Below are 25,907 nucleotides of genomic sequence, written 5' to 3'. Positions count from 1 at the left end.
CGTCCCATGGGGAAAGTCGATTATTCTAAATACGCAAAACTCAGCCCATTTGAACTAAAAGATAATTTAATAGAATTAGCTCAAAGCAGAACTGACCGAATGATGCTAAATGCTGGGCGTGGTAATCCAAACTTTCTTGCTACCATCCCACGTAGAGCGTTCTTTCAACTGGGTTTGTTTTCTGCGACCGAATCCGAATTTTCATTTTCCTATATGCCGGAAGGTTTAGGTGGCTTCCCGCGCCCCGTTGGACTCCAGTCACGTTTTGATAACTTCATTTTGGAAAACCGTGACAAACCCGGTGTGGTCTTTTTAGGTAAAGCCGTGTCTTATGTGCGCGACCAGTTAGGCTTAGATCCAGATCTTTTTTTACTTGAAATGGTTGAAGGGATTTTAGGCTGTAACTATCCAGTACCAGACCGAATGCTTCGAGTGAGTGAAACAATTATTAAAGAGTACGTCTTACGAGAAATGGGCGTACAAGGCATGCAAAAAAGAGACTTAGATTTGTTTGCGGTCGAAGGCGGAACAGCCGCAATGGCCTATATTTTTAACTCATTAAAAGAAAATAAAATTATCAAAAATGGCGACCGTATTGCCATTGGTAGCCCTATTTTCACACCATATCTTGAGATTCCAAAACTCAATGACTACCAGCTTGAAGAAGTATTGATTGAAGCCGACCCTAAACTCGGTTGGCAATATCCAGAATCGGAGCTTAGAAAGTTAGAAGATCCGTCTATTAAAGCTTTCTTTTTAGTCAACCCAAGTAACCCACCATCGGTGAAAATGAGTGATGAAGGTCTTGCGATTTTAGCTGATATCGTCAAAAAACGCCCTGATCTGATTATTTTGACCGATGACGTTTACGGTACGTTTGCAGATAACTTCAAATCATTATTTGCGATCTGTCCTGACAATACAATTTTGGTTTATTCGTTCTCTAAATACTTTGGTGCAACTGGTTGGCGACTTGGTGTCATTGCACTTTCAAATAACAATGTGCTTGATAAACAAATTGCGAACTTATCGAAAAAAGAGAAGAAAGAGCTTGAAGAACGCTATTCATCTTTAACTACTGACCCAGCAAGTATTAAGTTTATTGACCGCTTAGTTGCAGACAGCCGAAATGTTGCTTTGAACCATACCGCTGGTCTATCTACCCCACAGCAAGTTCAAATGGTTTTATTTGCCTTGTTTAATATGATGGACTCACGCCAAAGCTATAAAAAAGCAGTTAAATCTGTTGTTCGTGAACGCGACGCAGCACTTTATAGACAGCTTGGTGTCGAGGTTCCAACAGATCCAAATGCTGTTGATTATTACACGCTAGTCAACCTTGAAAACACATCAAGGACTCTCTATGGAGATGAGTTTGCTGATTGGGTCATGAAAAATAAAAATCCGACCGAGCTATTGTTTAGAGTTGCCGATGAAACAGGTGTAGTTTTATTACCGGGTTCTGGCTTCGGTGTGCAGCACCCTTCTGCCCGTGCATCTTTAGCTAACTTGAATGAATACCAATATGCTGCAATTGGTGACTCTTTAAGACGCTTTGCAGATGAAGCTTATGCAGAGTATTTAAAAACTAAAAAAGGCAAATAAGCACCTATATAAAGTGAGGCTCTAGCAGCCTCACTTTTTCCTTTCTACTCTTTAATTTACTATTTCAGTTTTCAATTTAATGGTTCAATTTAAGCATTTATCTGTAAAAAGTAAGTCAGCAACTCATCAGGCTCTTCATTTTGGCTTGAATCTAAAAGCCCAAAAATCGCACCATCAATCATAAATACAAAAATATCCGACTCTTCATACGTAGCCCTTTTTTTAGATTCTCGCAGAACCCAGAAAATTTCATTTTTAAGCCATCGCCTATAACGAATTGCGGTTTGATATGCATTTGGATAAAGCTGTTTAATTTCAAAAAGCGCTTTAAACAACAGATAATACGCCCCCTTTAAGTCCGCATGTAAAAGGTAGATTTGTCTAAGCGTAAGAGCCAAATCTGGATATTGACGAGATTCACTTACCGCTCTCACTTTTTCTTTTAAGTGCTCTTTTTGAACCAACAAACACATTTCAATTAATCTTTCTTTGGAGTGAAAGTAGTTGTAAAAAGTGGCTTTAGAAATTTTAGTTTCACTAACAATTCGGTCCACCCCAACCTTGTTAAAGCCATGTTGTTTAAATAAATCTGCTGCTGTATAAAGCGCTCGCGTTGCTCTAAATGAAACTTCTAAATTTTTCATGTTTACTGCTTAAAATAATTTTTTGTTGTAAATAGAAGAGATAGAAATGCCGTCACTCTTAAAATGAGTGCTAAATACAGGCATGCGAAAGCTGCACAATAATGGTGTGCTCGCCTATCTCTGGTTTATTGTTGCTATGTTTTAGTCGTAACGATTCTTAAAGTGTAGAAACCTAAAGTCGGTTAAATCGTTTTAAAGACTGTTTAAGCGGTATGAGTCGAGAGAATTTGGCAAAGGCCAATAAAGAAAAAGAATTAGTACGCATAGCGGACTCCTTTGTTAATACAAGAAATCCTACCGATCACTGCTAAATGATGGTGGCAGGACGAAAGAGGGTTAGCAGACTGGCAACAAAGAAACCAGCACACCCGAAGGTGTCCCCCTTCCGCCCTACCATAGAGAAAAAGGGGGCGAACGAGTTCACGATACACAAAACTAGGTTTCGTATATCGTCTTTGTTAAGTAGGGTCTGCTAAAACCCGCTAGCAATGTAGGCCAGCAGGCAAAGGATAGTGCCCAACCCTATTGCAGTCAAGCACACAAAATGACATCTGTTTTAAAATAGATCATTAAAAAGTAAGGATAAATAATTAAAATCTATTGTTAAATTGAGTTTATAAAACAGATATTTTCTAGTTCGCTTAAAGCTGTAGATAAACAACTAAGTTTTAAAACGATTTTATCTTCGGTCAATATATTCCAGATAGCCCCTTCCTACTAATGGCTGATCATAGAATTCGCCTTGCCATGTATATGAAGAAACGAAACCAGCAGCCAATCCAAAACAATATGGAGTGTCTACTTGTGCTGAAATATCTAGAACCTTTTGATTGTTGTGATAAGCAGCCCAGCGAAAAGTATTTGGTAAATTCATTGGAAAACCATCAGGTGTAATCTGTGGTTCTTCTTGAAGAGTGGTTACTTCAAAAAGTATATCGCCGTTGTATTGAATTGATGTTCCATCAATATGACGATAGTAAACAGAAGTCAAAATGGGTTGGTCTTCATAGCAAATAAAAGCCAGTAATAACTGCTGTTCATGGTCAATATTAATAACTTGATAGCTAAAGACTTTTACAGGAAGTTGAATATTCTCAACTAACCATTTGTTTTTGAGCATTGAGGTCGCTACAGCTTTCCAAGACTCAAGCGTACAAAGCCCCTTAATACTCTCACTATTGCCTTTTTGTTTAATATAGCCGTCATAATGCATCAAGACACTAAAATGTTTATAAAAAGCACTATAGGCAAACCATGAAATAGCTTTGGTAGGCTTTAAATGAAGTTCTAGTTCTAAATCTTCTCTTTTAGTAATTAATATAAATCCATCACCATCCTCATGCATGACACTTTGATTGTCAAAATTAATCCCAAAAGGAGTTTGGTTAAACTTGATATCATTTTTGATTGAAAATGTTCTGTAGGCCTCAGGCGTTGTCGATAATGCTGTTCCATGTACCAAAGAAGCTGTATCCCCTTTTCCATCTTTAGACATTTGATAGTTGGTATCTGTAATCGTAAATCCAACATAACCTAATACCGAAGCCCAAGATAAATATCGAAATGGTTCAGGTAAGTCAGGAATCATGACCCCGTAATGTGTACTACCAAAGCGCTTATAAAGAGTATGAGGACTGAGTTCAAACTCTTTTGGCAATGTTGCTTGTCGCTCTGATGTAACAGCTCCCAACAATGAGCCTGAAAGTTTGGCAACCTTTTGATTGGCTCTGTCTTTAAAACTTTTTGGTAATCTATCGCTTGAGATTAACATTTTTAAGATCCTTTATTTTTATCTACTTAAAAAATGAAGTTCCATATTAGAACTTGATTATTTGCAATTGAATGTTAATAAAGGACATCTTGATCTAAGCAAATGCACTAAAACAAAAAAGCCAACTCTTTCGAATTAGCCCTAATTACCTCACGACCACGTCTGTGAAAATTGCTTTTGATTTTATTGTTCGCAACAATCTTCATCATTTTTGTTATGAGTCTAAATTAGCCTTTCTTTATGACAATCCGATTAAAAAAACATCCAAAATCTCTCCTAAACAAACTTCATACATAAAATATGTGTTTTAGAGAACTACATCACAATTTACAGAGCTGTACATTTTAAAGGCATATTCCGCTAAACGGCCAAGTCTATTATGCTTAAGTCATCTAATTGTTAAGTATGTATGATGGAACAGCAAACTTTATTACAAGAACTGAACTCACTCATTGAATACTACTCAAAAAGAACCGATTGCCCGCCTACTCGAATACGCATCGGCTATAGGGCTTATGCAAAATTGATGCAGTGCCCGCCTTTTGCAGATGAAGTGATGAACTCAGCCCTAGATCCAAATAAGCGAAAATATAAGAAGTTAAAAATTAAAATTACAAAAGATGATAATCAGTTGGAACTTGAGTAAATTTTTAAGAGTTCAAAATAAAAAGTTCTTCAACTCTCCTATTTGCGATTTTATTTATATAACAATCCAGTCAAAGGCACAGCCGTAGAGCATTTATAGTCATTCCGTAAAAGCTCTGCTAAACAAAGCTTTTACAGATATTTTTTATACTAATCCAGACTTTCATTATCTGAGGTATCTTCCTTATTTAAAATCCGCCCTTCTTGTTTTGGTCGAATCAATGGTGCAGTCGGTCTTGGATGATGAGTATGTGTATATTGCATACCTACCCCTGCATTTACGTCATCTGCCGCGATTTCAGTTTCAAAACGCTCATTATCCAAATCACGAATTTCCTCGGTAATTCTTTCTACCTCGTCTTCATCCACACCAAGTTCTTGCAAAATCACGCCGCCAAACTTAATTGCAGATTCAAATGTTTCACGAATCATAAAGTCCACTTTTTGTTTGACTAAATGCAGTGAATGCTCACGGTCATATGAACGGACTAATAGTTTTGCCAAAGGAAATTCATGGGTCACAAGTTCCACAATTCGATTGGTCGTTTCCTTGCTATCTACACACACCACAATCGCTTGTGCTGTTGCGGCACCAGACGCATGCAGAATATCTAGGCGACAACCATCGCCATAATAAATTTTAAAACCAAATTTTTCGGCATTTCGAATCATGTCGGTATTATTATCAATAATGGTGACATCGACACCTCTTGCTAATAATAATTGACTGGTGACCTGTCCAAAGCGCCCAAAACCGATCATTAAAACGCTACCACTTAGCCCGTCGGCAATATCGATATTTTCTAATGAAACCTTCGTTTTTGCTTGAGTAAAACGTTTGAAAATAATACCGACTATTGGGGTCAACACCATTGAAAGCACAACAATGGCGGTTAAGTTAGATTTAACAGTACTATCAATAACTTGTGCACTTAGCGCAGCCGAGAAAAGTACAAAGGCAAACTCTCCACCTTGAGCCATAAGTAAAGCGCGATCCAACGCTTCTGTATGAGAGCTTTTCGTTATTCGAGCGACCATATAAATCATGAGCGCTTTGGCAAGCATCAGGGCAATTACGCCACTCACAATCAGTTGCCAGTTTTGAGCAACTACCGATAAGTCCAATGACATACCGACCCCAAGGAAAAACAGGCCCAGTAAGATTCCTCGGAATGGTTCAATATCCGCTTCAATTTGATGTCTAAAGGTCGATTCAGATAAAAGTACACCCGCCAAAAAAGCACCCATCGCCATAGTCAAACCACTGACTTGCATGAGTAACGCCGCACCCAACACCACCAATAATGCGGCGGCAGTCATGACTTCTCGCGCTTTAGCAGCAGCCAAGAGTCTAAATAATGGATTAAGTAACCAATACCCTGCCGCAATAAGCCCTGCAATTGCGATTAAACCAATTCCTATATTTTCTAATCGTACCGATGTGCTTTCGACCACATGATTCGGTGCCATAAAAGCAACAATAGCCAGCAATGGCACAATGAGTAAATCTTCAAATAGTAAGATGGCTACAATCTTTTGCCCACGGGGCTGAGTCAAATCACCCCGATCACCCAATAACTGCATCACAATCGCAGTCGAGGTTAAGACGAACCCTGCCGCACCAATAAAAGCAACTTGCCATGTAAAGCCAAATAACAGCCCAACGCCAGTCAAAGCCAGCGCGCAAATAATAATCTGTAGCGTACCAAGGCCAAAAATTTCGCGTCTAAGACTCCACAAATGTGAGGGTTGCATTTCCAAACCAATCACAAAGAGGTACATCACAATTCCTAACTCGGCAATATGCAAAATTGCTGTGGAATCTTGAAAAAAAGCAAAACCGAATGGGCCAATAATTAGACCCGCAATTAAATAACCAAGTACTGAACCTAAACCAATACGTTTAAAAATAGGAACTGCAATGACAGCCGCTGCCAATAAAACTACGGGGGCAACTAAGCTAATTGAATGTGCTTCTGAGCTCATACATTTCTCATTTTATTTATCTGCAAATTATTCTAAGTGAAACGAGGTTTAAGGGCGATTATTAGTTTTGAGAAAAAGCATCCTAAAAATAAAATGGCTTGAGTCATACGAAAATAAAAATTGAGCCTATAAATAGGAATCAAATACTCATGGACAAACACCCATAAAAAAAGCCCTAACGGGCTTTTTTATATTAGGCAATAAATTTCAACATGAGCTGAATAACCGTTGCATTAATTAAGTCGACAAAGAATGCGCCACAAAGCGGAACAATCAAGAAAGCCTTATGCGATGGACCATACATATTAGTAATGGCCTGCATATTTGCAACGGCGGTTGGAGTTGCGCCCATACCGAAACCACAATGGCCTGCTGCTAACACTGCTGCATCATAGTTTTTGCCCATAACGCGGAACGTCACGAATGCTGCATATAAAGCCATCGTAATGGTTTGCGCACCTAAAATTACAACTAACGGACCAGCCAAATCTGCAAGTTGCCAAAGTTTTAACGAAAGCAATGCCATTGCTAAGTAAAGTGACAAAGACGCATTGCCAAATACATCAATCGCACGGTCGAAAATATCAATTTTCAACACGCTTTCTAAAATATTTCTTAAGATTACACCGCCACCAAGTGCCCAAACGAAAGTTGGTAACTCGAACCAAGTTCCCTTACTAAAGCCAGTCATAAATTCAGCAAATGCTAAACATGCTGCAAACATACCCAGTGTAGTAATTGCATTATCGGCAGTAATTAAACGGACTTGATGCGGGTTTTCAAACGGAGCAAGGTCATCTGAATTTTGTTCAAGATGTGTGTCGCGATTTTGGATTTCAGCATTGGTTTTTGGTTGAGCAAGACTGTAACGATTAATGAGTAATTTCGCTAAAGGCCCACCAATCACACCACCAATAATCAAGCCAAAGGTCGCACTTGCCATACCTAATGCTAAAGCACCCTGAATACCATGCTGAGTTTCTAAAATTTCACCCCATGCGCCGGCTGTACCATGACCACCTGTTAAGGTAATTGAACCAGCAATCAAACCAATAAGTGGGTCAAGACCTAATAATGTCGCAAGACTCATACCTACAGCATTCTGCACAACAATAAATGAGGCTACACAAATTAAGAAGATAACTAAAGCACTACCACCTTCTTTAAGCTTCATAAAATTGGCACTTAAACCAATTGAAGCAAAGAACACGAGCATAAAACTGGTTTGTAATTCGCTACTAAAAACAATACTGTAGCCCCACAATGTGTGGACAAGTAACGAAATCACAGCAGCAACCAGACCACCCGCTACAGGTTCAGGGATATTATAACGTTTTAAAAAATCAATACGATTGACAAGAAAGCGGCCCAATAATAAGACGATAACCGCCGAAATTAGTGTATAAAAACCATTAAAAACAAATTCCATATATACTACTTTCCGATTACATACCTAATGGATTGTAAAATAATTATATTTTATTTTTTAATATGTAAAAAAAACACAAACAAACTTTACAAAATTACCCTAGCAATCGCTCCTCCCTATTATTAACTACAGCTAAATTATCTAATTTGCTTCATATATTCATAAAGAAATAAGCAATTCAACTTTTATCTTCTCTTTTTGCTTTTCATGAACGAATAAAGAATTGAAGTCTAGCTTGATATATTTAAACCAAAATCCTGTCTTTTGGGTCACTGAACTTCTCTATCATTCACTTTAATATCCTTCAAAGACCAGCTCTTTACTGTTCTGGGCAACATCTTTATAGGTTTTATATTCAATGAGTTTATTGCTTAAAGTTCGTCAGAACGTTCCACAGCTACAATCTATTAAAAAATCTCTTCAGACACGTGCTGGTCAAAAAATACCTCACATGCTGATCAATGCATCAGATCTCTTTTTCAGAGGCCCTCAAATAGCTTTGTCAGGAAAAACACCTTTTGATGTGATTCATAAGCATGAAATAATTACCTTACGCCATTATAAAAATGAGACTGATACCTCTATTCCTAAACACCGCGTACCTTTGGTTATTGTTCCCCCACTAGCAGTGAACATGCTCATTTACGATTTGTTCCCTACTCGTAGTTTTGTACGTTTCTTTTTAGCCCAAGGGTTTGATGTTTACTTAATTGACTGGGGCGTACCAACCCGACACCAAGCAAAATACAACTTCGGTACTTATATTAAAGTTTTCATGCCGGAGATGTTAAAGCAAGTTCGCCTACACAGCGGTCAGCAACAGCTTTCTTTGCATGGTTGGAGTTTAGGCGGCGCACTTTCGCTCTGCTATACCGCATTATTTAAAGATAAAGATATTAAAAATCTAATTATTCTCGCTTCCCCTATCGACACACACAAAGCAGGTTATATGGGGAGACTATACGGTAGTCTTACCAAACCGGCCGAATGGGTTCGTAAACATACGCCGTTTCGTATTCGCCATCATGTACCAAGTGAAGCATTTCATATTCATGGCTGGCAAAACACGCTTGGCTTTAAATTAACGGATCCGATTGGAAATTTGAAAACATATTGGGAACTTTTTAAAAATCTAGATAACCGAGAGTTTATTGTCGATCATGCAACCTCAAGCTCATTTATCGATAATATGTTGGCCTATCCGGGCGGTGTCATGCGCGACATTATTCTCCGTTTCTGGATTGATAATGAACTGTCTAAAGGTGTAGTTAAATTTGGTGAACTTACCGCCTATCTAAAAGACATTAAATGCTCTGTGTTAGCTGTTGGTGGCAACACAGATATTATTGTCACAGCTGATGCTGTTAAACCGCTCATGGATTTAATTAGTAGCCAAGACAAAACATTTAAGGTGGTACCGGGTGGTCATATGGGCGTAGTTTCTGGTAGTCAAGCCCCCACTACGGTCTGGCCCGAAGTGAGTACTTGGTTAGCTACTCGTTCAGAATAATTAATTCAAAAGCAGTAAAGCCAGTGTAGTCAGTTCTATGCTGGCCATAATTCAAATCTTATAAGTCTGATATTCTAGTTTCATTTATATTACAGTAGTTTTTTCTCATAATTCGAAAGCAGCTCATTACTAGATGACTCAAAAATATAAATATAATTTCCTCACTATTAATGACATTAAAACCCTTCAACACATAAATTTTATTTATTAGAAATACAATTTAATAAAACAATATTTTATCAAATGTTAAAATTTTTTAAATAGATCAATTTTCTCTTATTAATATTTATAAATTTTAAGAAAAGTACCTCTTAAAGTTGATGTTACTTTTTGTTATTTATGTAAAGCTCATCTAAACAATATATTTACTTAAGTTACTGTTAAACAATTATTTTTATAAATTTAATTTTGTAAAATTTGATCATTATTTATACAAATGTAGGCAATCCCTCACAATTATGTAAGCCAAAGCTTACAACTCAACTGATTGTTTTTCTTATAATTAATTTCAGTACATATAAGCACTCTTTACTATTAAATAGAAAGCTGAATATTAATAAAGAGATCTGGAGAAAATGATAAAGTCATCTTTATTAATATAAAAACTCTTAATAATAGAAAAAGAATCTCAAAAATTAATATGTACTATCTTTCCTCTGGAAACAGAGGAAAGATACTTTTTTAATCATCAGATAGGGTATAGAAAATGTTTATTGCAAAAAATATATTTGTATATTTACTATCAATGTTAGCTTTATGCTTACTGATTATTTTCTTTAATTACATAGGAATAAACGAGACGATTAATCTTCTTCTCTCTTCTGCACTGTTTGGAATATTTATTACTTGGTATTTTAAAGGTAGTGGACTCTGTCTCGCCCTATTTAGCTTTTTTTATTGGGCTATGTTTGTCATTAGTCAAAGCTTAGAAGTGATATGGATGCTCGCAAGTTCAGTTATTGTATATTTAGTCATGACTAAAATATTACCTAAACTCAAGACCATCCATATTGGCGTGATAGCCAAATAGCTAAAACGGTTTCACCCCACGATTCACCATACCCACTTTCTTAACTGTGTTAATTTTAGTTTGTTCGGCAATGACTAATTCATTGATGAAAGCTTTTAAATTTTGCTCATCAAGACGAATAGGATTAAAAGTACTTTCTCCCATTTTTAGAAAGAAAGATTCGATATTTGTATTACGTTGTACATATTTCATTGACCATCGTTGAAACGAGTTTTGTTCAATGGAATATGTACACAACCATTTAACATTGTGGTGTCTTTCATCATTTGTAATTTTTTCAAATAATCGTTCAACCACCTCTCGCTCACCTTCCAAGCATTGAAAGAAAGCATTATCGGCATAATAGAGCACCCCACAGATCTGATTCAAATCATTGAAATCTCGTGCTTCTGTCAAAATATCACGTAAATCTTGCAACAAATCTTCATTTTTTTCGTTTCGTTGACTGGCATAACACAGGCGAACGTTCATTAGCAATTCCGTGAAATATAAAATTTCTTTATTTAAAGATTTTTTAATCTAGCATATCTCTATTACTAATAATTTATATTTCACTCATATTCTAAAGTTTATTTTAAAAATACGTTCGATTATTAATTATAAGAGCTTAATAACTAATGATTTATATTCACAAGAAAAATAAAAAGCCCTCCTATTGAGGGCTTTTAATGCTCTAAAATAACAATAAACTTCTTTAAAAACTAAAATAAAAAAAGCACTAAAAAGTGCTTTTTTTACTTGCTGTTATATTATTGTGGAATAATATTTACAGCATTTGGGCCTTTTTGCCCTTGAGTAACGGTAAATGTTACGCGTTGACCTTCATGCAAAGTTTTGAAACCAGAACCTGTGATTTCTTTGAAGTGAGCAAACACATCTGGACCGTTGTCTTGTTGAATGAAACCAAAACCTTTAGTTTCGTTAAACCACTTTACTGTACCACTTACTGTATTAGACATGATATATCCTACTGATTTCTAATATTTTAGAATCATTAAATAATGACCCTATCATAACTTTGAAAAAAGAATAACAAATTGAGCTTAATATCTTAAAAAACGAAGGATTATGACTAAAACTACGATACTTAAAAGAAGATTTACTAACAAGTCTTTTTTCTAGTTAACAGCATCATACATGAAATAAAATTGTATTCAAGGCTTTTATATAAATAATTTCCAAAACTTAAGTTAAATAAATATAAAACAGTAGCTTAAAAAAAGATTAAGAAATTCAGTACATTGCTTAATTAAAAAACAATCTATGATGTGATAAAAACATTGAATTGAGAAGCAACAGATATAAAAATATCTATTTAGAAAATTGCTTGAGCACGAATGAAAAGTTATTTTTTAAAATATAGATAATAAAAAACTCCTGAATAGGAGCCTTATTTTATTTGATGGCAGAGGATCAAGGACTCGAACCTTGACGAACGGTTTTGGAGACCGTCATGCTACCATTACACCAATCCTCTATATTCATGATTAAACACTCAAGATTTAATCATAAAAAAAGCAAGATCATCGTCTTGCTTTTTTCAATGGTGGGGGCGAAGAGACTCGAACTCTTACACCTTGCGGCGCTGGAACCTAAATCCAGTGCGTCTACCAATTTCGCCACGCCCCCATCTGGGACATTTATTTAAAATAAATGTGGCAGAGGATCAAGGACTCGAACCTTGACGAACGGTTTTGGAGACCGTCATGCTACCATTACACCAATCCTCTTCCAAGATCTAGATGACTTAACATCTACATCAAACTTTAAGTTATTAACTTAAAGTGGTGGGGGCGAAGAGACTCGAACTCTTACACCTTGCGGCGCTGGAACCTAAATCCAGTGCGTCTACCAATTTCGCCACGCCCCCGATGGCTGTGTATATTAGCGATAAGATCTGACAGTGACAAGTGTTTTTTTTCTAAAAAAAACTAACCGTGTAAATTGTATACAGATACTAGATCAATGATTTTTATCAATTTGAATCTGTTTTAAGCAATTTATTGCTTCATCAGCATTTGAAAACCGATTTTGCTGTTGTTTTTGTAATAAACCTGCAAGTAAAGGATAAAAAATCAAAAACTGCGCGGGTAATTGAATGGTTAAATTTTGACAGTGCAAGATTGCCCAATCACGATAACTACCTGCTTCTAAGCGATTTTGTGTTAACCATTCATATAGAACGATGCCAAATGCATATAAATCGCTTTGTATTCCCTTACGCCCTCCTTGAAATAACTCAGGAGCCATATAACGAGGTGTTGCATCCATGACTGTATCGCAACTTGAGATCGGTCTCGTTTTCTCAAAATCAATTAAATAAGGCTTTTGCTGAAACTTTCTAAAATGCTCTGCCTTAACGTCTCCATGAATCCAGCCAAGTTCATGAAGTTCTGCAAGCTTATTTATTGCGAACCAAATCTTACGATATACATCAGTTAAATCACTTTCATGAGTGAATGAACCAAACCACAGGTCAGTATCAGGTAAAATTAAAACCTTACCCAAAGAATGGCCTAGCTGAGAAATAGAACTGCCCTCAATCAATCTATGAGGTAAAAGCCATGCAGGTTTTTTAAAGTGAATTTCTTCGTAAAATAATTGCTCATGCATGAAATCTTGCTTACTTTGAGCATGGGTTTCAGGCAAATGATATTTTAACCAGTAATTTTTGGTGTCTATGGTACATGTCCATAAACACCGCCCTAACGCTGCACTTGTTGGCTTCGTTACACATGTTAAGTTTTCTATATGCAAAGCAAAATCATGCCTCAGCATAGTAAGACTCAGGCTGTTGTTTCTTTTCTTCAAAGCGCAAAACTTCTAAACAATGCTGAATTGTCTTACCAATACGAGCATGGGTTTCAATTGAAGAAATTTTTGGCCAAGTTGCACGTTCCCCTTCTCTTTGCAAACGCTTAAACAGATGCGGACGCGGGTTTTGCAAAGTGTAGGTATAGTGACTTAGGCTATATTTAGCAATGATATTTACATCACCATAATAACGCTGTCCCATTACGCCATATCCATGATCTAACAATCTTCTAACTGGAGATATAGAACCAAGTCGTTGACGCGTAAAGTCCATAATGCCCATTGATAGTACTTTACCTTGGCGTCTTAAAATTCTTTCAGGCCAACTTAAAACGTCTTTACGGAAGCGATCCGCATCATTTTGCATAAATGGAACAATATGTGGGTTAACCTGACTCGCAATCGTGTAGTTTAAATTATAAAGCCGCGCCATTCTTTCTTGCGGGAAATCGCTTCTTACACTTCCATCTACCCACTTTGTATTTGCCATATAAGGTGTATGTTCACCGTCATAACGTTTACTGGTTAAACGTACCGGTGGGAATAAAATTGGCACGGCACATGAAGCCAATACAGCACTCCACACCAAAACATTCGGCGTCATAATGGCATTCATAATTCTTGGGTTTTCTGTTGCATCATATGGCGCCACTGCCACATTAATGTTTAAACCAGATTTTTTGAAAGCCTCTTCAAACGTAAGATCACCTAAATTCTCAATGAGGAATTTTTTCAAATATTGAACATCGGCAATTCCACCATTGCCTTTAATAAGTTCACGGAATTTCCTAAAATGAAAAGCATCACTAAAAAATTGCTCACCATTTAATAAGTTTTGGATATCTTCACTAGCAGAGGTTCCAAGCATACCTGTCATAATTGCCCCTGCACTTGAGCCAGAGAGCACTTTAGGCATTAAGTCTTGTTCAATTAAAGCCTTACATACTCCCGTATGAAAAAGTCCTAAAGTCGCCCCGCCCGAAAACATAAGTGCAGGTTGTCCATACGCCTTTTCACAGTTTTCAAAAAACTCTATTTTTTCTTTTCTTTGAAATGTGATGCATTCACTTGAAGCGATGTAAGCTAAGCTTTGGCTAACCTCTTCAATATAGTCTTCAATTAACTTTTTTGTACCGACATGTGTTGCTGCAAAAAGCATTGGATGACCAATATTTGCAATATCGTAGGTTAGCCCCTCTTTAAGTAAATAGATGAGGTCTAATGTGCGATGTTGCTGACGATATCTTTTGAGCAAAGTGTATCGATAAGAAATGAGTTCGGCATCGAAGTAAGGTGAACTATTATCAAACTTCCACTCTTGCACACCTGTTTCTTCATCTAGTTTTAATGCAAAAGACTTCCATTCCTCATAAGATTCAGCCATGTCTAATTGACGTTGTAATTTTTTGATACGGTAAGCCTGATGTGGATTCATATCACTTCGTATTTTTTCAAACATATTTCGTCCTCATCTTCACAGATGATTTTACTGAATAGACATCACAACACTATGCTCGGTCTGAACATTTCAATCAATTGCAAAACCGATAAAGTGTATAGGCAATAAGTTTTTTGTCAGCCTATTAATTTCGGTGTTAGTATCCTATCAAACACTGTTTAACATGATTGACTTACCATGGCTACCATTGATTTACCGGACAATTTAGTTCAAACATTATCACTTGTATTAAATCAGTTACAGCAAGTCTTGCCTGAGCCTCGACAAGAAACAGATTTTACTGCACCTGCTTTTAGATGGGAAAATCAGCAACTTAATGCCATCTATAAGCCAAAAAATATTTATCTTGATGACTTAAAAGGCATTGAGCGTCAAAAAGAAAAAATTATTCAAAATACTTTGCAATTTTTAAATGGCCTACCAGCGAATGATGTGCTGTTAACAGGCTCACGTGGTACAGGAAAATCATCTATTGTTCGCGCTTTACTCACTGAGTATGCCCCTCAAGGATTACGTTTAATTGAAATTGAACGTGATGATTTATCAGACTTACCTAAAATTCAAAAACTCATTCAAAATCGTCCTGAAAAATATATCGTCTATTGTGATGACTTGGCTTTTAATGCCGAAGATGAAAATTACCGTAGTCTAAAAAGTGTATTAGATGGTTCATTACAGTCAGGTTCAAGTAATTTTATTATTTATGCAACCAGTAACCGTCGCCACCTGTTACCTGAATTCATGCATGAAAATACACCTGTAACTAAGGTGGACGTTCCCCAATATACTGAATTACATCCACAAGAAGCGATTGAAGAAAAGATCTCTTTGTCGGATCGGTTTGGTCTATGGCTATCTTTTTATCCAATGGATCAAAACCTATATTTAGAAATCGTTGAGCATTATCTTGATAAAGCAAACATGCCTTTCAATGATGAAGTTCGTGCAGAAAGTCTACGTTGGTGTCAGATGCGTGGTCAGCGCTCTGGTCGAGCGGCTTATCAGTTTTCTAAGCATTGGATCGGTTTAAACGCATTAAAAGATTTGTCTAACAATTAAATAAAATGTCCCGCAAAGCCTTAGCTTTGGCCTATAAACCGCTTAGCTTTGGCAGTTGTTTTTCATAACCTAAAACAAAGATAGCCCTTCTTTAGGTTTATATATGAAAAAGCAATTGCCAAAAATTTCTACAACCAGTAAAGCGCTTGGTAAAAGTTTATTACTTGCACAAGGCGTTTTAGACCAAGCAAAAAAATATTCAACTATTCCTTTTACTCAAGCCCATATCATCCGTCCACGAATTGACGAAAAATATTATAGCTGGACACATTACGGTATCTTTTTCCCGCTTTTACCAGAGCCGCATCGTTACTTAAATATTATGATTTTAATCGGTACACCAGGTGCACTTGCTTTTGACCATGATGACATCATTACTGGAAATCCTAGAAAAACAGCTACATTCTTTTCAAGCACAGCTGCTCTGGAACAAGCTTTACTGAAGGCCTATGTCATTCCCGAAGATACAAAAATTAATAAAGATGGGAGCTTAATAGAACTAGGTCAAGAAATTTCAATTCAAGGTAAATTCCCTCAAATTCACATTAATGGTCATTATGATGGATTTGATTTCGACTTTGATATCGATATTACTTCACATGTTTCATGGTTTATAAAAACACCAATCTATGATCATTTTAGCTTATTGGCAAAGTTTAAAGGTTTTCTAAACTATCAAGCAGAACGCATTGAAAGCCAAGGACTCTGCACTTACGAATATGCTCGAGCAGTTGGTCCTCACTCCATTACAAATAAACTTATTCCTGATGTATATAAACTGCCACTTGATTTTTTCACTTATCAAATCATCAATTTAAACGAAACCACCCAACTTCTTCTTACCAAAGCCGATATTGCAGGACAAACAGCTGCATACACCCTGCATATTCGACATCTAGACCAGCCAGCTGAAATCTACACAGATGTAAGCTTTGATATTATTTCGCATCAAGTTGATGACTTCATTTCACCTACTGGGCAAAAAATGCGACTTCCAAAATATTTTTCTTGGATCGCTCGAAATGATGCAAAGCAAATTATCTTAAACATTCAGGCAGAAATTGACTGCCCATTCCGCTATGGTCATGGGCGAGGTTATGCGAGTAGCTATATATTTACAGGTCATTATTTTGGTAATGAAGTTCAAGGCCGCGGTTATATCGAATACATTGATATCGAAAACCAACAGGCCTTTGACGATGAATAATTTTACTCAGGAATAGTGAGTTCAGTCATTGGCCATCTTGGTGTGGTCGTTACCGCCAACCCATCATGCTGACCTGCTTGTAAACGCTGATAACCAGCAAAAGCAATCATTGCCCCATTATCAGTACATAAAGTAGGCTCTGCATAATAAACTTGCGCTTTAATTTTCGCCAAAGAAGTTTCTAATTGCTCGCGTAGTCTTAAATTTGCGCTAACTCCACCTGCAATCACTAAACGTTTAAGTCCAGTTTGCTTTAAAGCTTTTACTGATTTTTTTACCAATGTATCTACAATTGCTTCTTGGAATGAAGCAGCAATGTCAGCGTCACGATTCTCACCATTCAATTTTTTCAATTGAACAGAAACAGCTGTTTTTAAACCACTAAAAGAAAAGTCCAAGCCTTGATGAAGCATAGGTCTTGGAAACTCAAAAGCTAATGGATCACCAGATAATGCAAGTTTTGCGATATTTGGCCCACCTGGATATGGCAAGCTCATCATTTTTGCAACTTTATCAAAAGCTTCGCCCGCAGCATCATCAATAGACTCACCCAATAGTTCATATTGACCAATAGCGTGGGCTGCCATCAATTGTGTATGTCCACCTGAAACTAACAATGCTACAAACGGAAATTCAGGTGGTTGACTTGAAAGTAATGGGGCCAACATATGACCTTCCATATGGTGAACACCAATTGCAGGCTTGTTTAAAGAAAAAGCTAAAGTTCTGCCAAACAATGCACCTGTCATTAATGCTCCCATTAAGCCAGGGCCACGCGTATAAGCAACCGCATCAATCTCTTGTTTTGTTACACCACTTTGTTCAAGCAATTGATTCATTAAAGGAATTAATTTACGAACATGGTCTCGAGAAGCAAGTTCAGGTACTACGCCACCATATTCAGCATGAAGTTTAATCTGGCTATAAAGAACCTGTCCCCGTAAGCCGAGTTCGCTATCATAAAGTGCCAACCCTGTTTCATCACAAGAAGTTTCCAAGCCTAAAACAATCATCAAAACTGCCTTTTATATGAGTCAAAATATTGCAATCGCTATTATAGACTTGTGATATGAGTTGTAAATGAGTAAAATACTGACCTTCACTTGTGATCCGGCGCAATGGTGTGCCTGATCTTATCCATAATCTAGAGGATTTTACATGCCACAAGTTAAGTTGAAAGAAGGCGAACCAGTTGACGTAGCTATCCGTCGTTTCAAACGTTCATGCGAAAAAGCTGGTGTTTTAGCTGACGTTCGTAAACGCGAATTCTATGAAAAACCAACTCAAGAACGTAAGCGCAAAAAAGCTGCAGCAGTTAAACGCTACCAAAAGAAATTGGCTCGCGAATCTGTACGTACTACTCGCCTTTACTAATTAATTTGTGATTGACTGCTGAATTATGACTACTTTAAAAAACCAAATTACTGATGCATTAAAAACTTCTATGCGTGCCAAAGATATGGCAACAGTGACGGTTTTGCGTAGTCTACAAGCGGCAATTAAGCAAATCGAAGTCGATGAGCGCAAAGAGCTTGACGACGCTCAGGTTCTTGCGGTCATTGAAAAGCAAATTAAACAACGTAAAGAATCGATCAAAGCCTTTGAAGGTGCTGGTCGTAATGATTTAGCTAGTAAAGAACAAGCCGAAGCTGAGATTATCTCTCAGTTTCTACCAGAAGCTATGACTGAGGAAGAGCTTGATTCTATCATTGAGCAAACGATTGCTGCTCAAGAAGCAACTAGCATGAAAGATATGGGTAAGGTGATGAATTCTCTACGTCCGATCATAGCCGGGCGTGCCGATCCTGCTCAAGTTTCAGCAAAAATTAAAGCTAAGTTAGCTTAATTCCCCTTTTTAAATTTTATATTTCTTCCAATCAAGCTTCTTTAGTTTGTATATATTTGCACATCTGCAAATTAAGTAAGATATAACTCTTAAATCTTCATTCTTCGCTCATCTTGCATTTGTTTCAAACGACTGTCTATTCTTGCCGACATTGCTTGATTATCTTTTGCCAATCGCTGAGCATGCAACATTGATTTAATTGCATTTTCCTCACTACCTGACCAATATTCTGCTTCAGCCCGATAGCGTAGAACATTAACCGCTCTTAAAGGTCCATTTTTATCCAAATTCGCAGCTTGCTGTAAAAATTGCCAACCTTGTATATCTCTTGGATTCTTATTAATAAATCTTTGAACCAAAGTTTGAACTTGCGCAAACTTACCTTGGCGTAGCAGCACCTCAGCCAACTTATAACTAAAAGCTTTATTTTCAGGCATCGTCATTTGTGTAGAAGCAATTGTTGTATAAGCTTGATCTAGCTTGTTTTGGCCAAGATAAATATCTGTCTGCAATAATGTGACAAGAGGCTTTCCACTAGATTTCGCTTGATCTAAAGTAGACTGCGCTTGCACATAATCACCTTGTCTTGTGTAAAATGCCGCTAAAGCAATCAGACCAGCAATATTTTTTTGCGAGGCCAAACTTTGTAACTGGTTTTCAGTGGCCTGATTGGCAACCACCATGGTGTACCATTTTAAAATTTCAAAATCTGCATCATATATACGATTTTTAACTCTAGGCAGCTGGTTTGCACGGAGCCTAGCTTCACTCATACGCTCAGTCGTCAATGGATGAGTCAACCAGAAATCCGGTAAAAAACTTACTCGACTTGTAGCCCTATGCATTGTTTCAAAGTAATCAGCCATACTTTGAGGGTTATAACCTGCCGCATACATATATTGCATGCCGATACGGTCTGCTTCACGCTCTTGGTTTCGACTATATGTTAATTGCTTATCCATGAGTGCAGCCTGAGTTCCAAGCATCACTGCTGCACCCGCATCGCCACCGCCCTGTGCAGCTATAGCCACCCCCGCTAAAAGTCCTGCTAGACTTAGCAGTGTTTGACCTTTAAAGGCTTCTTCAGAGCGACTAAAATGTCTTTGCGATACATGGGCAATTTCATGTGCCATAACCCCAGCAATTTCATCAATATTTCGTGCTGAGGCAATAAGCCCTGTATTGAGTGCAAATAAGCCACCCGGAACAGCAAAAGCATTAATTTGTGGGTCTTTAATCACGACTAGACCAATCGGCTGCCCAAGCTGAGTTTCACTTAAAATACTCGAAAATACCTGAAAAAATTGATCTTCTAGCCAGACGTCTTGAATAACGGGCATTTGTTTGTGAACTTCACGAAAAACTTTTTCGCCAATGAACTTTTCTTTTTGTTGATCAAGTAAACCTATCCCACTTCCAATATTTGGAATTTCTACTTGATTTGCAGAAGGCTGAGGGTCGAAAGGCTGTGCGTACGACGTATTTGTTATAAAAGCCGTACTTAAAATAATGGGCAAAAATCTCAAAAGTTTTTCTCTAGTAAAATTAAACCATCAAAAAAGTCTACTGATATAAAACATAAAAAAATTATGTTCAATCAATAGACTTTTAATATATCACTCGAGATCGCTTAGTTTTGCAATGAAGTGTTATTAATCACTTATGCAAAGTTTGAGTTTACCAAATATCTAGGAGTTTTATCCTCTAAAGCTTCAACTAGATTTTTATAAGCAAGATTTGCCATTTTTTTACGAGTCTCTGCAGTCGCAGATCCTACGTGAGGCAAAGTAACAACATTTGACAACTTAAAAAGCTCTGAATCTTGTAAAGGTTCTTTTTCATATACATCTAAACCGGCTCCAAAGATTTCTCCGCTTTGTAATGCCTCAATCAATGCTTGTTCATCAACTACTGAACCACGCGCAATATTAATAAAAATAGCGTGCTTTTGCATAAGCTCAAATTGAGCTTTCCCCATCAAAGCTTTCGATTCATTATTTAAGTCAACTGCGGTTACTACAAAATCAGACTGTTGCAATAACTCATCTAAACCAAGATATTGTGCTTTTAAAGGCTCTGCCAATTCAGGTTTTTCACGGCGATTATGGTAAACAATATTCATGTTAAATCCATAAAAACCACGTCGTGCAATTGCAGCACCAATATTACCAAGCCCAATAATTCCTAATGTCTTTCCAAAAACATCTAAACCAAACTGCTGAGGCCCAACAGTTCTTTTCCATTCACCTTGTTTAGTCCAATGATCAAGAAAAGGAACTTTTCTAGCAGCGCTTAGTAATAATGTAAAAGCAAGATCAGCCGTTGTTTCAGTTAAAACATGAGGGGTATTTGATAACCAGATTTTTCTTTGGTTTAGATAAGCCACATCATAATTGTCATAGCCAACTGTTACAGATGAAATAATTTTGAGTTTTTGAGCAGGCGCAAGATTACTTTCATTAAGAAGTCGACCAGCACCAATCATCCCATCAGCATCTACAACTTGTTGGCGAATTTGCTCATTAATATCACCCAGTTTTGGATTAAGAACCACAACATGATAATCCTGTTGTAATCGAGACAAAATTTCTTCATCAATTTGGCTAAAAACTACAACTTTTTTCATGTAAATCCCTACTACTCGTTGTTATCTTGCATTAATTGCCATAACCTTTTTTTAAGGAGTGGTTTCTCCAACATCTCTTTTAAACTCGCCAAATGAATAATATTGGCATGCTGAATATGAGAACATTCACCAAGGCACAAGATTTTCTTGTCTGCTGCGACAGCATCTAAAAAGCCTTGAATATATGAACCTGCACCACGTTGGTCTTGATAGTTAGCTAAAGGGAACGGCCATTTTAATTCAGCATATTGCCCTATTTTTGCTTTTTGAATGTTATTCCAAAGCTGCTTTTCTTCATCACTTAAATTGGTAACATCTAAAAAAATAACGCATTTTTCAAGCGCAAAAGCTTGCAACTCAAATGAAGCAATCGTAACTACTGGAGCTTGTACTTCAGTACGAGGCGACACAACAGGCGGAACTTCTACTGGAAGTGGTACCGCAATTTCAGATTCAACTTTTGGAACTTCATTAACTTGCGGTTTTGTCGGCTGCTCAAGAACTGGATTGTTCTTAGAAGGCAATATAATTGGCTCACCTTCTGGAGCAGCTTGATCTCGCCAGAGACTTTGAGCATTATTTTTTTGGCACACCTGTTTCTTAGGAATCCATACATCAATTCCTAAAGTTGCCAATATATTTCTTTGCTGCCCAATCATCTGTAAATCAATACCTCTACTCTATCTACATTCTAACGGGCTTGAGTTTTTTTTTCAGTGTTTTATTTCATTCAGATGTTTTTATAATCGTAGATGTCTTTTAAATAATCATCACACTATTTCTCTTTTGCATTTGATCCACAATTTCTTCTGTCTCAAAGCCAAAACGCCAATAAAGCAATTCAAGCACATCCAGTTCATCTTGCGTGATAATACGGTCGCTCCACAAACACATCTCTGCAATAGCTAGAATACTTAGACGGTCACGTAATAATAAACCAGCAATATCATTTAAAATTTCAGCCAGATCTAATGGTTCATCTGAAATTTCATCATAGATATACATTTCATCGGGATTGAGCAGCGAACGTAAAATGCGCTCACGTACTTCTAATTGATTTGGGCTATTAATTTGCTGAACATGAAGCAAAGCATCAATCAAACGAACAATTTGAGGTTTCACTTCTTCAAATGCAGTCGGCAAATGTAATGGCATCAAGTTCAACTCATGTTTAACCCGCTCCAATAAAAGTGCGTCTAACAACCCAATCTCACCATCTTCTTGGATAATAAGTGCTAGCTTAGTAAGAAATTGCCGCGCAATACTTGCAGGTATATGCCCAATATTTTTACAAGCATCATGAAATATTTGAATATGAATACGCCCATCCAAATTCAATAATGCATCGATAATGGCATGACTCACAGGTGCATCTTTTGGAATAAACTCGCGATATTGGCGAATCATCAAAATAGCAACCATAACTTCACGTGAACCAGTCGCAGTTTGTAGTGCTCGCTGAATTAATTCAGGACGCTTCTTATTTCGACGTACATCACTACTCAGGGGTTTAATGGCATCATTTAATGCAAAACTAATTGGCGACAGCCTTAACAAAGGTAGAGGCTGTGGAGATGACCACGGAATATAAATTTCTTTCTCAGATTCTTCCAAGAAATGAAATAAGCTAAACAACGGACGGTTACGAAGTTTCTTTAAATTTTCTAATTGTAAATCTTGTAGCAAAGTAGGATTTAACTCATAAATACGTTCACGAATACTCGGGTGAATATTCATCCAGCTTTGTGGACTCAGTGAGTTAGCAAAACACATATGTGCGATTGATTCGGAATAAGCACTATGAATTTGTGAACCAGAGTGGTGAACATAAATACGCAACAAGGTTTGGGTATTCGCATTATTTTTTAATAATCGTACTGTTTTTTGGTCATTACGAAATGTGCGCCCACTCAAAGTCAAATACTTAATAAAACGAGTAATCAGCACACCTAGGCTTCCAGCCAACCAAATGACTCCACCCACCGCAACAAAAACTGTTTCAAATTTATGTTTATAGCCCGGGCTATAGCGCTTAAAACCTTGCTTGGCTAATTTACTACCCCACTGACTAAAAGTTGTTAAGCCACTATATAAAATCTTTAATTTAGTATTCTCAACAGCCTCACCCGATAAAATCTGATTAAACTCATGGCCCAATAAACCATATAACTCAAGCTTATCCAGATTCTGTAAAGCACCCCATGTCAGAATAATTACGATATCTTTGGGGTGAAAACCTGCCGTAAGTGCATTTACACCAACTTCATCAGGTAGTACATATACGGTTGGAACTTTAAGTGAAAAATTTTGGGCTAAGTGTTCTGTAATTTTTAATGCCGCGAGTTCTTCGGGAGTACTCTCCTCTTTCACCAAACGACGTGCTTTAAGTTGTTTTGCTAAAGAGTGTCCACCTTTACGCAGAATATAAAGTTCAGTAACTACCGACCAAACCATAATAAAAAGTAATAGCGCAACGAAGTAAGGACTTAAAGTGTGCCACCAAATTGGCTGGCTATAATCAAAAAAATGAACGAGTAAACCTAAAATTAAATTTAAGATAAAAATAGTAAGCAGCACAGCAACCAAACACATAGTGATGGACCATGCCATATTTTTATTTTCGATGAGATAGTGGCTTACTTCTTTCAATGTAAATATTCCCAATTACATTGTTAGGTTTCATCATAAAAGAAAAAAGCGGGAAATACCCGCTTTTTTCGGCTATTTCTATTCTTCTTTGATGCCTGTTAAATCTACAGAAGCAGCATCGACATTAACGTCAATATAACCATCTTTTTTCTTCTTAGCAGAGTCATTACGCTTCTGCTCCAAATTATTTAGATAGTTACCATCAATATCACCTGTTACGTAGATTCCATCAAATACTGAGCAATCGAACTCAGTTAAGTCAGGCACTTTGCTGGTACGTACAGCATTTTTCAAGTCTTCCAATTCTTGGAAAATCAAACGATCAGCACCAATAATTTCTTGGATCTCTTCCACGCTGCGTTCTGAAGCAATAAGCTCAGCTTTAGCAGGCATATCAATACCGTAAACGTTTGGATACATTACTTTCGGTGCTGCTGACGCAAAGTATACTTTTTTTGCACCAGAATCACGTGCCATCTGAATAATCTCATTACACGTTGTACCACGTACAATAGAGTCATCCACCAATAGAACGTTCTTACCTTTGAATTCTAACTCAACAGGGTTTAATTTCTGACGTACAGATTTTTTACGTTGCTGTTGACCCGGCATAATAAAGGTACGGCCGATATAACGGTTTTTCATAAAACCTTCACGGAACTTCACACCTAGAATATTTGCAAGTTCTAAAGCTGAAGTACGGCTCGTATCTGGAATTGGAATCACCACATCAATATCGTGGTCCTCGCCCCAGTCACGTAAAATTTTATGAGCAAGCTTTTCACCCATTTTTAAACGTGCTTTATAAACTGAGATTCCATCAATAATCGCATCAGGACGAGCAAAATAAACGTATTCAAAAATACATGGGCGGTATTTCGGATTAGCAGCACATTGTTTAGAGAACAACTCACCATTTGCATTGATGAAAATTGCTTCACCCGGTTCAATATCACGCTCAATTTTAAAACCAAGAGCAGTAATAGCAACCGATTCAGAAGCAATGATGTATTCCATCTCACCTTGTTCAGTTACACGTGAACCGTAAATAAGTGGGCGAATACCATTCGGATCACGGAAGCCAACCAAACCATGACCAGTAATCATCGCTACTACACCATACGCACCTTGGCAACGCTCATGCACACGAGAAACCGTGTGAAAAATATCATCAGGGGTAGGATTTAAAGTGCCTTTCTTCTGTAATTCATGCGCAAACACGTTTAAAAGAACTTCTGAGTCAGAATCAGTATTCATATGACGTAAATCTGTTTTAAACAGGTCATCATGAATTTCTTCTGCATTGGTCAAGTTACCATTATGTGCAAGCGTAATACCATAAGGTGAGTTTACATAAAATGGTTGTGCTTCAGCACTGCTCGCAGAACCAGCAGTTGGGTAACGTACATGGCCAATACCATAATTACCAAGTAATGCTCTCATATGACGAGTATGAAAGACATCACGCACCATACCGTTATCCTTACGAAGGAAAAGACGGCCTTCATGGCAGGTTACTATTCCAGCTGCATCTTGCCCACGATGTTGCAACATCGTTAAAGCATCAAACAACATTTGGTTCACTGGCGATTTACCGGCTATACCAACAACTCCACACATAGCAACC

At 37.3% G+C, this 25,907-nt stretch carries 22 protein-coding genes and 4 tRNA genes; 8 read left to right on the top strand and 18 right to left on the bottom strand.

The window, feature by feature from the left end:
* Positions 1 to 6: 6 nt before the first annotated feature.
* Entirely contained in the window at positions 7 to 1,605 is a 1,599-nt protein-coding gene (locus tag KIP84_RS06155; protein WP_002116631.1) for a bifunctional aspartate transaminase/aspartate 4-decarboxylase, read from the top strand.
* A gap of 89 nt (positions 1,606 to 1,694) precedes the next feature.
* Here the strand turns inward: KIP84_RS06155 and KIP84_RS06150 are convergent, their stop codons facing one another.
* Positions 1,695 to 2,249: a TetR/AcrR family transcriptional regulator gene (locus tag KIP84_RS06150; RefSeq protein WP_213689520.1), complete on the bottom strand. Its 555-nt coding sequence runs from the start codon at positions 2,247 to 2,249 to the stop codon at positions 1,695 to 1,697.
* Between the two features lie 679 nt (positions 2,250 to 2,928).
* Positions 2,929 to 4,020, bottom strand: coding sequence for a DUF6670 family protein (locus KIP84_RS06145; protein ID WP_101663114.1), 1,092 nt, complete (start codon positions 4,018 to 4,020; stop codon positions 2,929 to 2,931).
* Positions 4,021 to 4,432: 412 nt separating this feature from the next.
* Between KIP84_RS06145 and KIP84_RS06140 the strand changes: the two genes are divergently transcribed.
* Entirely contained in the window at positions 4,433 to 4,666 is a 234-nt protein-coding gene (locus KIP84_RS06140; protein ID WP_016806139.1) for a hypothetical protein, read from the top strand.
* 149 nt (positions 4,667 to 4,815) lie between these two features.
* Here the strand turns inward: KIP84_RS06140 and KIP84_RS06135 are convergent, their stop codons facing one another.
* Positions 4,816 to 6,651 (bottom strand): monovalent cation:proton antiporter-2 (CPA2) family protein, encoded by a 1,836-nt coding sequence (locus KIP84_RS06135; RefSeq protein WP_213689519.1) that lies wholly within the window; start codon positions 6,649 to 6,651, stop codon positions 4,816 to 4,818.
* Between the two features lie 193 nt (positions 6,652 to 6,844).
* Positions 6,845 to 8,080 (bottom strand): sodium/glutamate symporter, encoded by a 1,236-nt coding sequence (gene gltS, locus KIP84_RS06130; protein ID WP_213689518.1) that lies wholly within the window; start codon positions 8,078 to 8,080, stop codon positions 6,845 to 6,847.
* 358 nt (positions 8,081 to 8,438) lie between these two features.
* Between gltS and KIP84_RS06125 the strand changes: the two genes are divergently transcribed.
* Positions 8,439 to 9,590: an alpha/beta fold hydrolase gene (locus tag KIP84_RS06125; protein WP_213689517.1), complete on the top strand. Its 1,152-nt coding sequence runs from the start codon at positions 8,439 to 8,441 to the stop codon at positions 9,588 to 9,590.
* A gap of 706 nt (positions 9,591 to 10,296) precedes the next feature.
* Positions 10,297 to 10,620 carry a hypothetical protein gene (locus KIP84_RS06120; protein ID WP_130172373.1) on the top strand — a complete coding sequence of 108 codons (324 nt, stop codon included), beginning with the start codon at positions 10,297 to 10,299 and terminating at the stop codon, positions 10,618 to 10,620.
* Here KIP84_RS06120 and KIP84_RS06115 read toward each other — a convergent pair whose 3' ends face one another.
* The 8 genes from KIP84_RS06115 to KIP84_RS06080 form a co-directional block, all read right to left on the bottom strand.
* Positions 10,621 to 11,091, bottom strand: a complete 471-nt coding sequence (locus KIP84_RS06115; protein ID WP_005073517.1) for an AnBLUF65 family BLUF photoreceptors — start codon at positions 11,089 to 11,091, stop codon at positions 10,621 to 10,623.
* A 278-nt stretch (positions 11,092 to 11,369) separates the two neighbouring features.
* Positions 11,370 to 11,579, bottom strand: a complete 210-nt coding sequence (locus KIP84_RS06110) for a cold-shock protein (protein WP_086265869.1) — start codon at positions 11,577 to 11,579, stop codon at positions 11,370 to 11,372.
* Positions 11,580 to 12,023: 444 nt separating this feature from the next.
* Positions 12,024 to 12,097: transfer RNA gene (locus KIP84_RS06105), tRNA-Trp, on the bottom strand.
* 67 nt (positions 12,098 to 12,164) lie between these two features.
* A tRNA-Leu gene (locus tag KIP84_RS06100) sits at positions 12,165 to 12,249 on the bottom strand.
* Positions 12,250 to 12,276: 27 nt separating this feature from the next.
* Positions 12,277 to 12,350 (bottom strand) — tRNA-Trp (locus KIP84_RS06095).
* Positions 12,351 to 12,405: 55 nt separating this feature from the next.
* Positions 12,406 to 12,490: transfer RNA gene (locus KIP84_RS06090), tRNA-Leu, on the bottom strand.
* Between the two features lie 92 nt (positions 12,491 to 12,582).
* Positions 12,583 to 13,398 carry a serine/threonine-protein kinase gene (locus KIP84_RS06085; protein ID WP_213689516.1) on the bottom strand — a complete coding sequence of 272 codons (816 nt, stop codon included), beginning with the start codon at positions 13,396 to 13,398 and terminating at the stop codon, positions 12,583 to 12,585.
* On the bottom strand, positions 13,385 to 14,893 hold the full coding sequence (locus KIP84_RS06080; RefSeq protein WP_005073515.1) for a DUF3336 domain-containing protein: 1,509 nt from the start codon (positions 14,891 to 14,893) through the stop codon (positions 13,385 to 13,387). The genes KIP84_RS06085 and KIP84_RS06080 overlap by 14 nt, the downstream gene beginning before the upstream one ends.
* A 177-nt stretch (positions 14,894 to 15,070) precedes the next feature.
* Between KIP84_RS06080 and KIP84_RS06075 the strand changes: the two genes are divergently transcribed.
* Positions 15,071 to 15,952 carry an ATP-binding protein gene (locus KIP84_RS06075; RefSeq protein ID WP_002115248.1) on the top strand — a complete coding sequence of 294 codons (882 nt, stop codon included), beginning with the start codon at positions 15,071 to 15,073 and terminating at the stop codon, positions 15,950 to 15,952.
* Positions 15,953 to 16,055: 103 nt separating this feature from the next.
* Positions 16,056 to 17,159, top strand: coding sequence for a DUF6670 family protein (locus KIP84_RS06070; protein WP_213689515.1), 1,104 nt, complete (start codon positions 16,056 to 16,058; stop codon positions 17,157 to 17,159).
* A gap of 2 nt (positions 17,160 to 17,161) precedes the next feature.
* Here the strand turns inward: KIP84_RS06070 and tsaD are convergent, their stop codons facing one another.
* Positions 17,162 to 18,172, bottom strand: coding sequence for a tRNA (adenosine(37)-N6)-threonylcarbamoyltransferase complex transferase subunit TsaD (gene tsaD, locus KIP84_RS06065; protein ID WP_213689514.1), 1,011 nt, complete (start codon positions 18,170 to 18,172; stop codon positions 17,162 to 17,164).
* 145 nt (positions 18,173 to 18,317) lie between these two features.
* Between tsaD and rpsU the strand changes: the two genes are divergently transcribed.
* Positions 18,318 to 18,533 carry a 30S ribosomal protein S21 gene (gene rpsU / locus KIP84_RS06060; protein ID WP_001136722.1) on the top strand — a complete coding sequence of 72 codons (216 nt, stop codon included), beginning with the start codon at positions 18,318 to 18,320 and terminating at the stop codon, positions 18,531 to 18,533.
* Between the two features lie 25 nt (positions 18,534 to 18,558).
* Complete coding sequence (locus KIP84_RS06055; RefSeq protein WP_002115302.1) at positions 18,559 to 19,005, top strand: GatB/YqeY domain-containing protein; 447 nt, start codon at positions 18,559 to 18,561, stop codon at positions 19,003 to 19,005.
* An 89-nt stretch (positions 19,006 to 19,094) separates the two neighbouring features.
* Here the strand turns inward: KIP84_RS06055 and KIP84_RS06050 are convergent, their stop codons facing one another.
* From KIP84_RS06050 to purF, 5 genes are all read right to left on the bottom strand, one after another.
* Complete coding sequence (locus KIP84_RS06050; RefSeq protein ID WP_213689821.1) at positions 19,095 to 20,522, bottom strand: M48 family metalloprotease; 1,428 nt, start codon at positions 20,520 to 20,522, stop codon at positions 19,095 to 19,097.
* 143 nt (positions 20,523 to 20,665) lie between these two features.
* Positions 20,666 to 21,631, bottom strand: a complete 966-nt coding sequence (locus KIP84_RS06045) for a D-glycerate dehydrogenase (protein WP_213689513.1) — start codon at positions 21,629 to 21,631, stop codon at positions 20,666 to 20,668.
* 11 nt (positions 21,632 to 21,642) lie between these two features.
* Complete coding sequence (locus tag KIP84_RS06040) at positions 21,643 to 22,290, bottom strand: hypothetical protein (protein WP_213689512.1); 648 nt, start codon at positions 22,288 to 22,290, stop codon at positions 21,643 to 21,645.
* Between the two features lie 100 nt (positions 22,291 to 22,390).
* On the bottom strand, positions 22,391 to 24,280 hold the full coding sequence (locus tag KIP84_RS06035) for a M48 family metalloprotease (protein WP_005068334.1): 1,890 nt from the start codon (positions 24,278 to 24,280) through the stop codon (positions 22,391 to 22,393).
* Between the two features lie 78 nt (positions 24,281 to 24,358).
* On the bottom strand, positions 24,359 to 25,900 hold the full coding sequence (gene purF / locus KIP84_RS06030; protein ID WP_005068333.1) for an amidophosphoribosyltransferase: 1,542 nt from the start codon (positions 25,898 to 25,900) through the stop codon (positions 24,359 to 24,361).
* Positions 25,901 to 25,907 lie beyond the last annotated feature (7 nt).

The organism is Acinetobacter sp. BHS4 (assembly GCF_018454425.1).
GTDB lineage: Bacteria > Pseudomonadota > Gammaproteobacteria > Pseudomonadales > Moraxellaceae > Acinetobacter > Acinetobacter pittii.
This window is presented reverse-complemented; position numbering and strand designations above follow the sequence as displayed.

Excerpts from the sequence above, each read along its gene's own strand:
- KIP84_RS06155 (WP_002116631.1), top strand. The coding sequence starts at position 7 with ATGGGGAAAGTCGATTATTCTAAATACGCAAAACTCAGCCCATTTGAA.
- KIP84_RS06150 (WP_213689520.1), bottom strand. The coding sequence starts at position 2,249 with ATGAAAAATTTAGAAGTTTCATTTAGAGCAACGCGAGCGCTTTATACA.
- KIP84_RS06145 (WP_101663114.1), bottom strand. The coding sequence starts at position 4,020 with ATGTTAATCTCAAGCGATAGATTACCAAAAAGTTTTAAAGACAGAGCC.
- KIP84_RS06140 (WP_016806139.1), top strand. The coding sequence starts at position 4,433 with ATGGAACAGCAAACTTTATTACAAGAACTGAACTCACTCATTGAATAC.
- KIP84_RS06135 (WP_213689519.1), bottom strand. The coding sequence starts at position 6,651 with ATGAGCTCAGAAGCACATTCAATTAGCTTAGTTGCCCCCGTAGTTTTA.
- gltS (WP_213689518.1), bottom strand. The coding sequence starts at position 8,080 with ATGGAATTTGTTTTTAATGGTTTTTATACACTAATTTCGGCGGTTATC.
- KIP84_RS06125 (WP_213689517.1), top strand. The coding sequence starts at position 8,439 with ATGAGTTTATTGCTTAAAGTTCGTCAGAACGTTCCACAGCTACAATCT.
- KIP84_RS06120 (WP_130172373.1), top strand. The coding sequence starts at position 10,297 with ATGTTTATTGCAAAAAATATATTTGTATATTTACTATCAATGTTAGCT.
- KIP84_RS06115 (WP_005073517.1), bottom strand. The coding sequence starts at position 11,091 with ATGAACGTTCGCCTGTGTTATGCCAGTCAACGAAACGAAAAAAATGAA.
- KIP84_RS06110 (WP_086265869.1), bottom strand. The coding sequence starts at position 11,579 with ATGTCTAATACAGTAAGTGGTACAGTAAAGTGGTTTAACGAAACTAAA.
- KIP84_RS06085 (WP_213689516.1), bottom strand. The coding sequence starts at position 13,398 with ATGCTGAGGCATGATTTTGCTTTGCATATAGAAAACTTAACATGTGTA.
- KIP84_RS06080 (WP_005073515.1), bottom strand. The coding sequence starts at position 14,893 with ATGTTTGAAAAAATACGAAGTGATATGAATCCACATCAGGCTTACCGT.
- KIP84_RS06075 (WP_002115248.1), top strand. The coding sequence starts at position 15,071 with ATGGCTACCATTGATTTACCGGACAATTTAGTTCAAACATTATCACTT.
- KIP84_RS06070 (WP_213689515.1), top strand. The coding sequence starts at position 16,056 with ATGAAAAAGCAATTGCCAAAAATTTCTACAACCAGTAAAGCGCTTGGT.
- tsaD (WP_213689514.1), bottom strand. The coding sequence starts at position 18,172 with ATGATTGTTTTAGGCTTGGAAACTTCTTGTGATGAAACAGGGTTGGCA.
- rpsU (WP_001136722.1), top strand. The coding sequence starts at position 18,318 with ATGCCACAAGTTAAGTTGAAAGAAGGCGAACCAGTTGACGTAGCTATC.
- KIP84_RS06055 (WP_002115302.1), top strand. The coding sequence starts at position 18,559 with ATGACTACTTTAAAAAACCAAATTACTGATGCATTAAAAACTTCTATG.
- KIP84_RS06045 (WP_213689513.1), bottom strand. The coding sequence starts at position 21,631 with ATGAAAAAAGTTGTAGTTTTTAGCCAAATTGATGAAGAAATTTTGTCT.
- KIP84_RS06040 (WP_213689512.1), bottom strand. The coding sequence starts at position 22,290 with ATGATTGGGCAGCAAAGAAATATATTGGCAACTTTAGGAATTGATGTA.
- purF (WP_005068333.1), bottom strand. The coding sequence starts at position 25,900 with ATGTGTGGAGTTGTTGGTATAGCCGGTAAATCGCCAGTGAACCAAATG.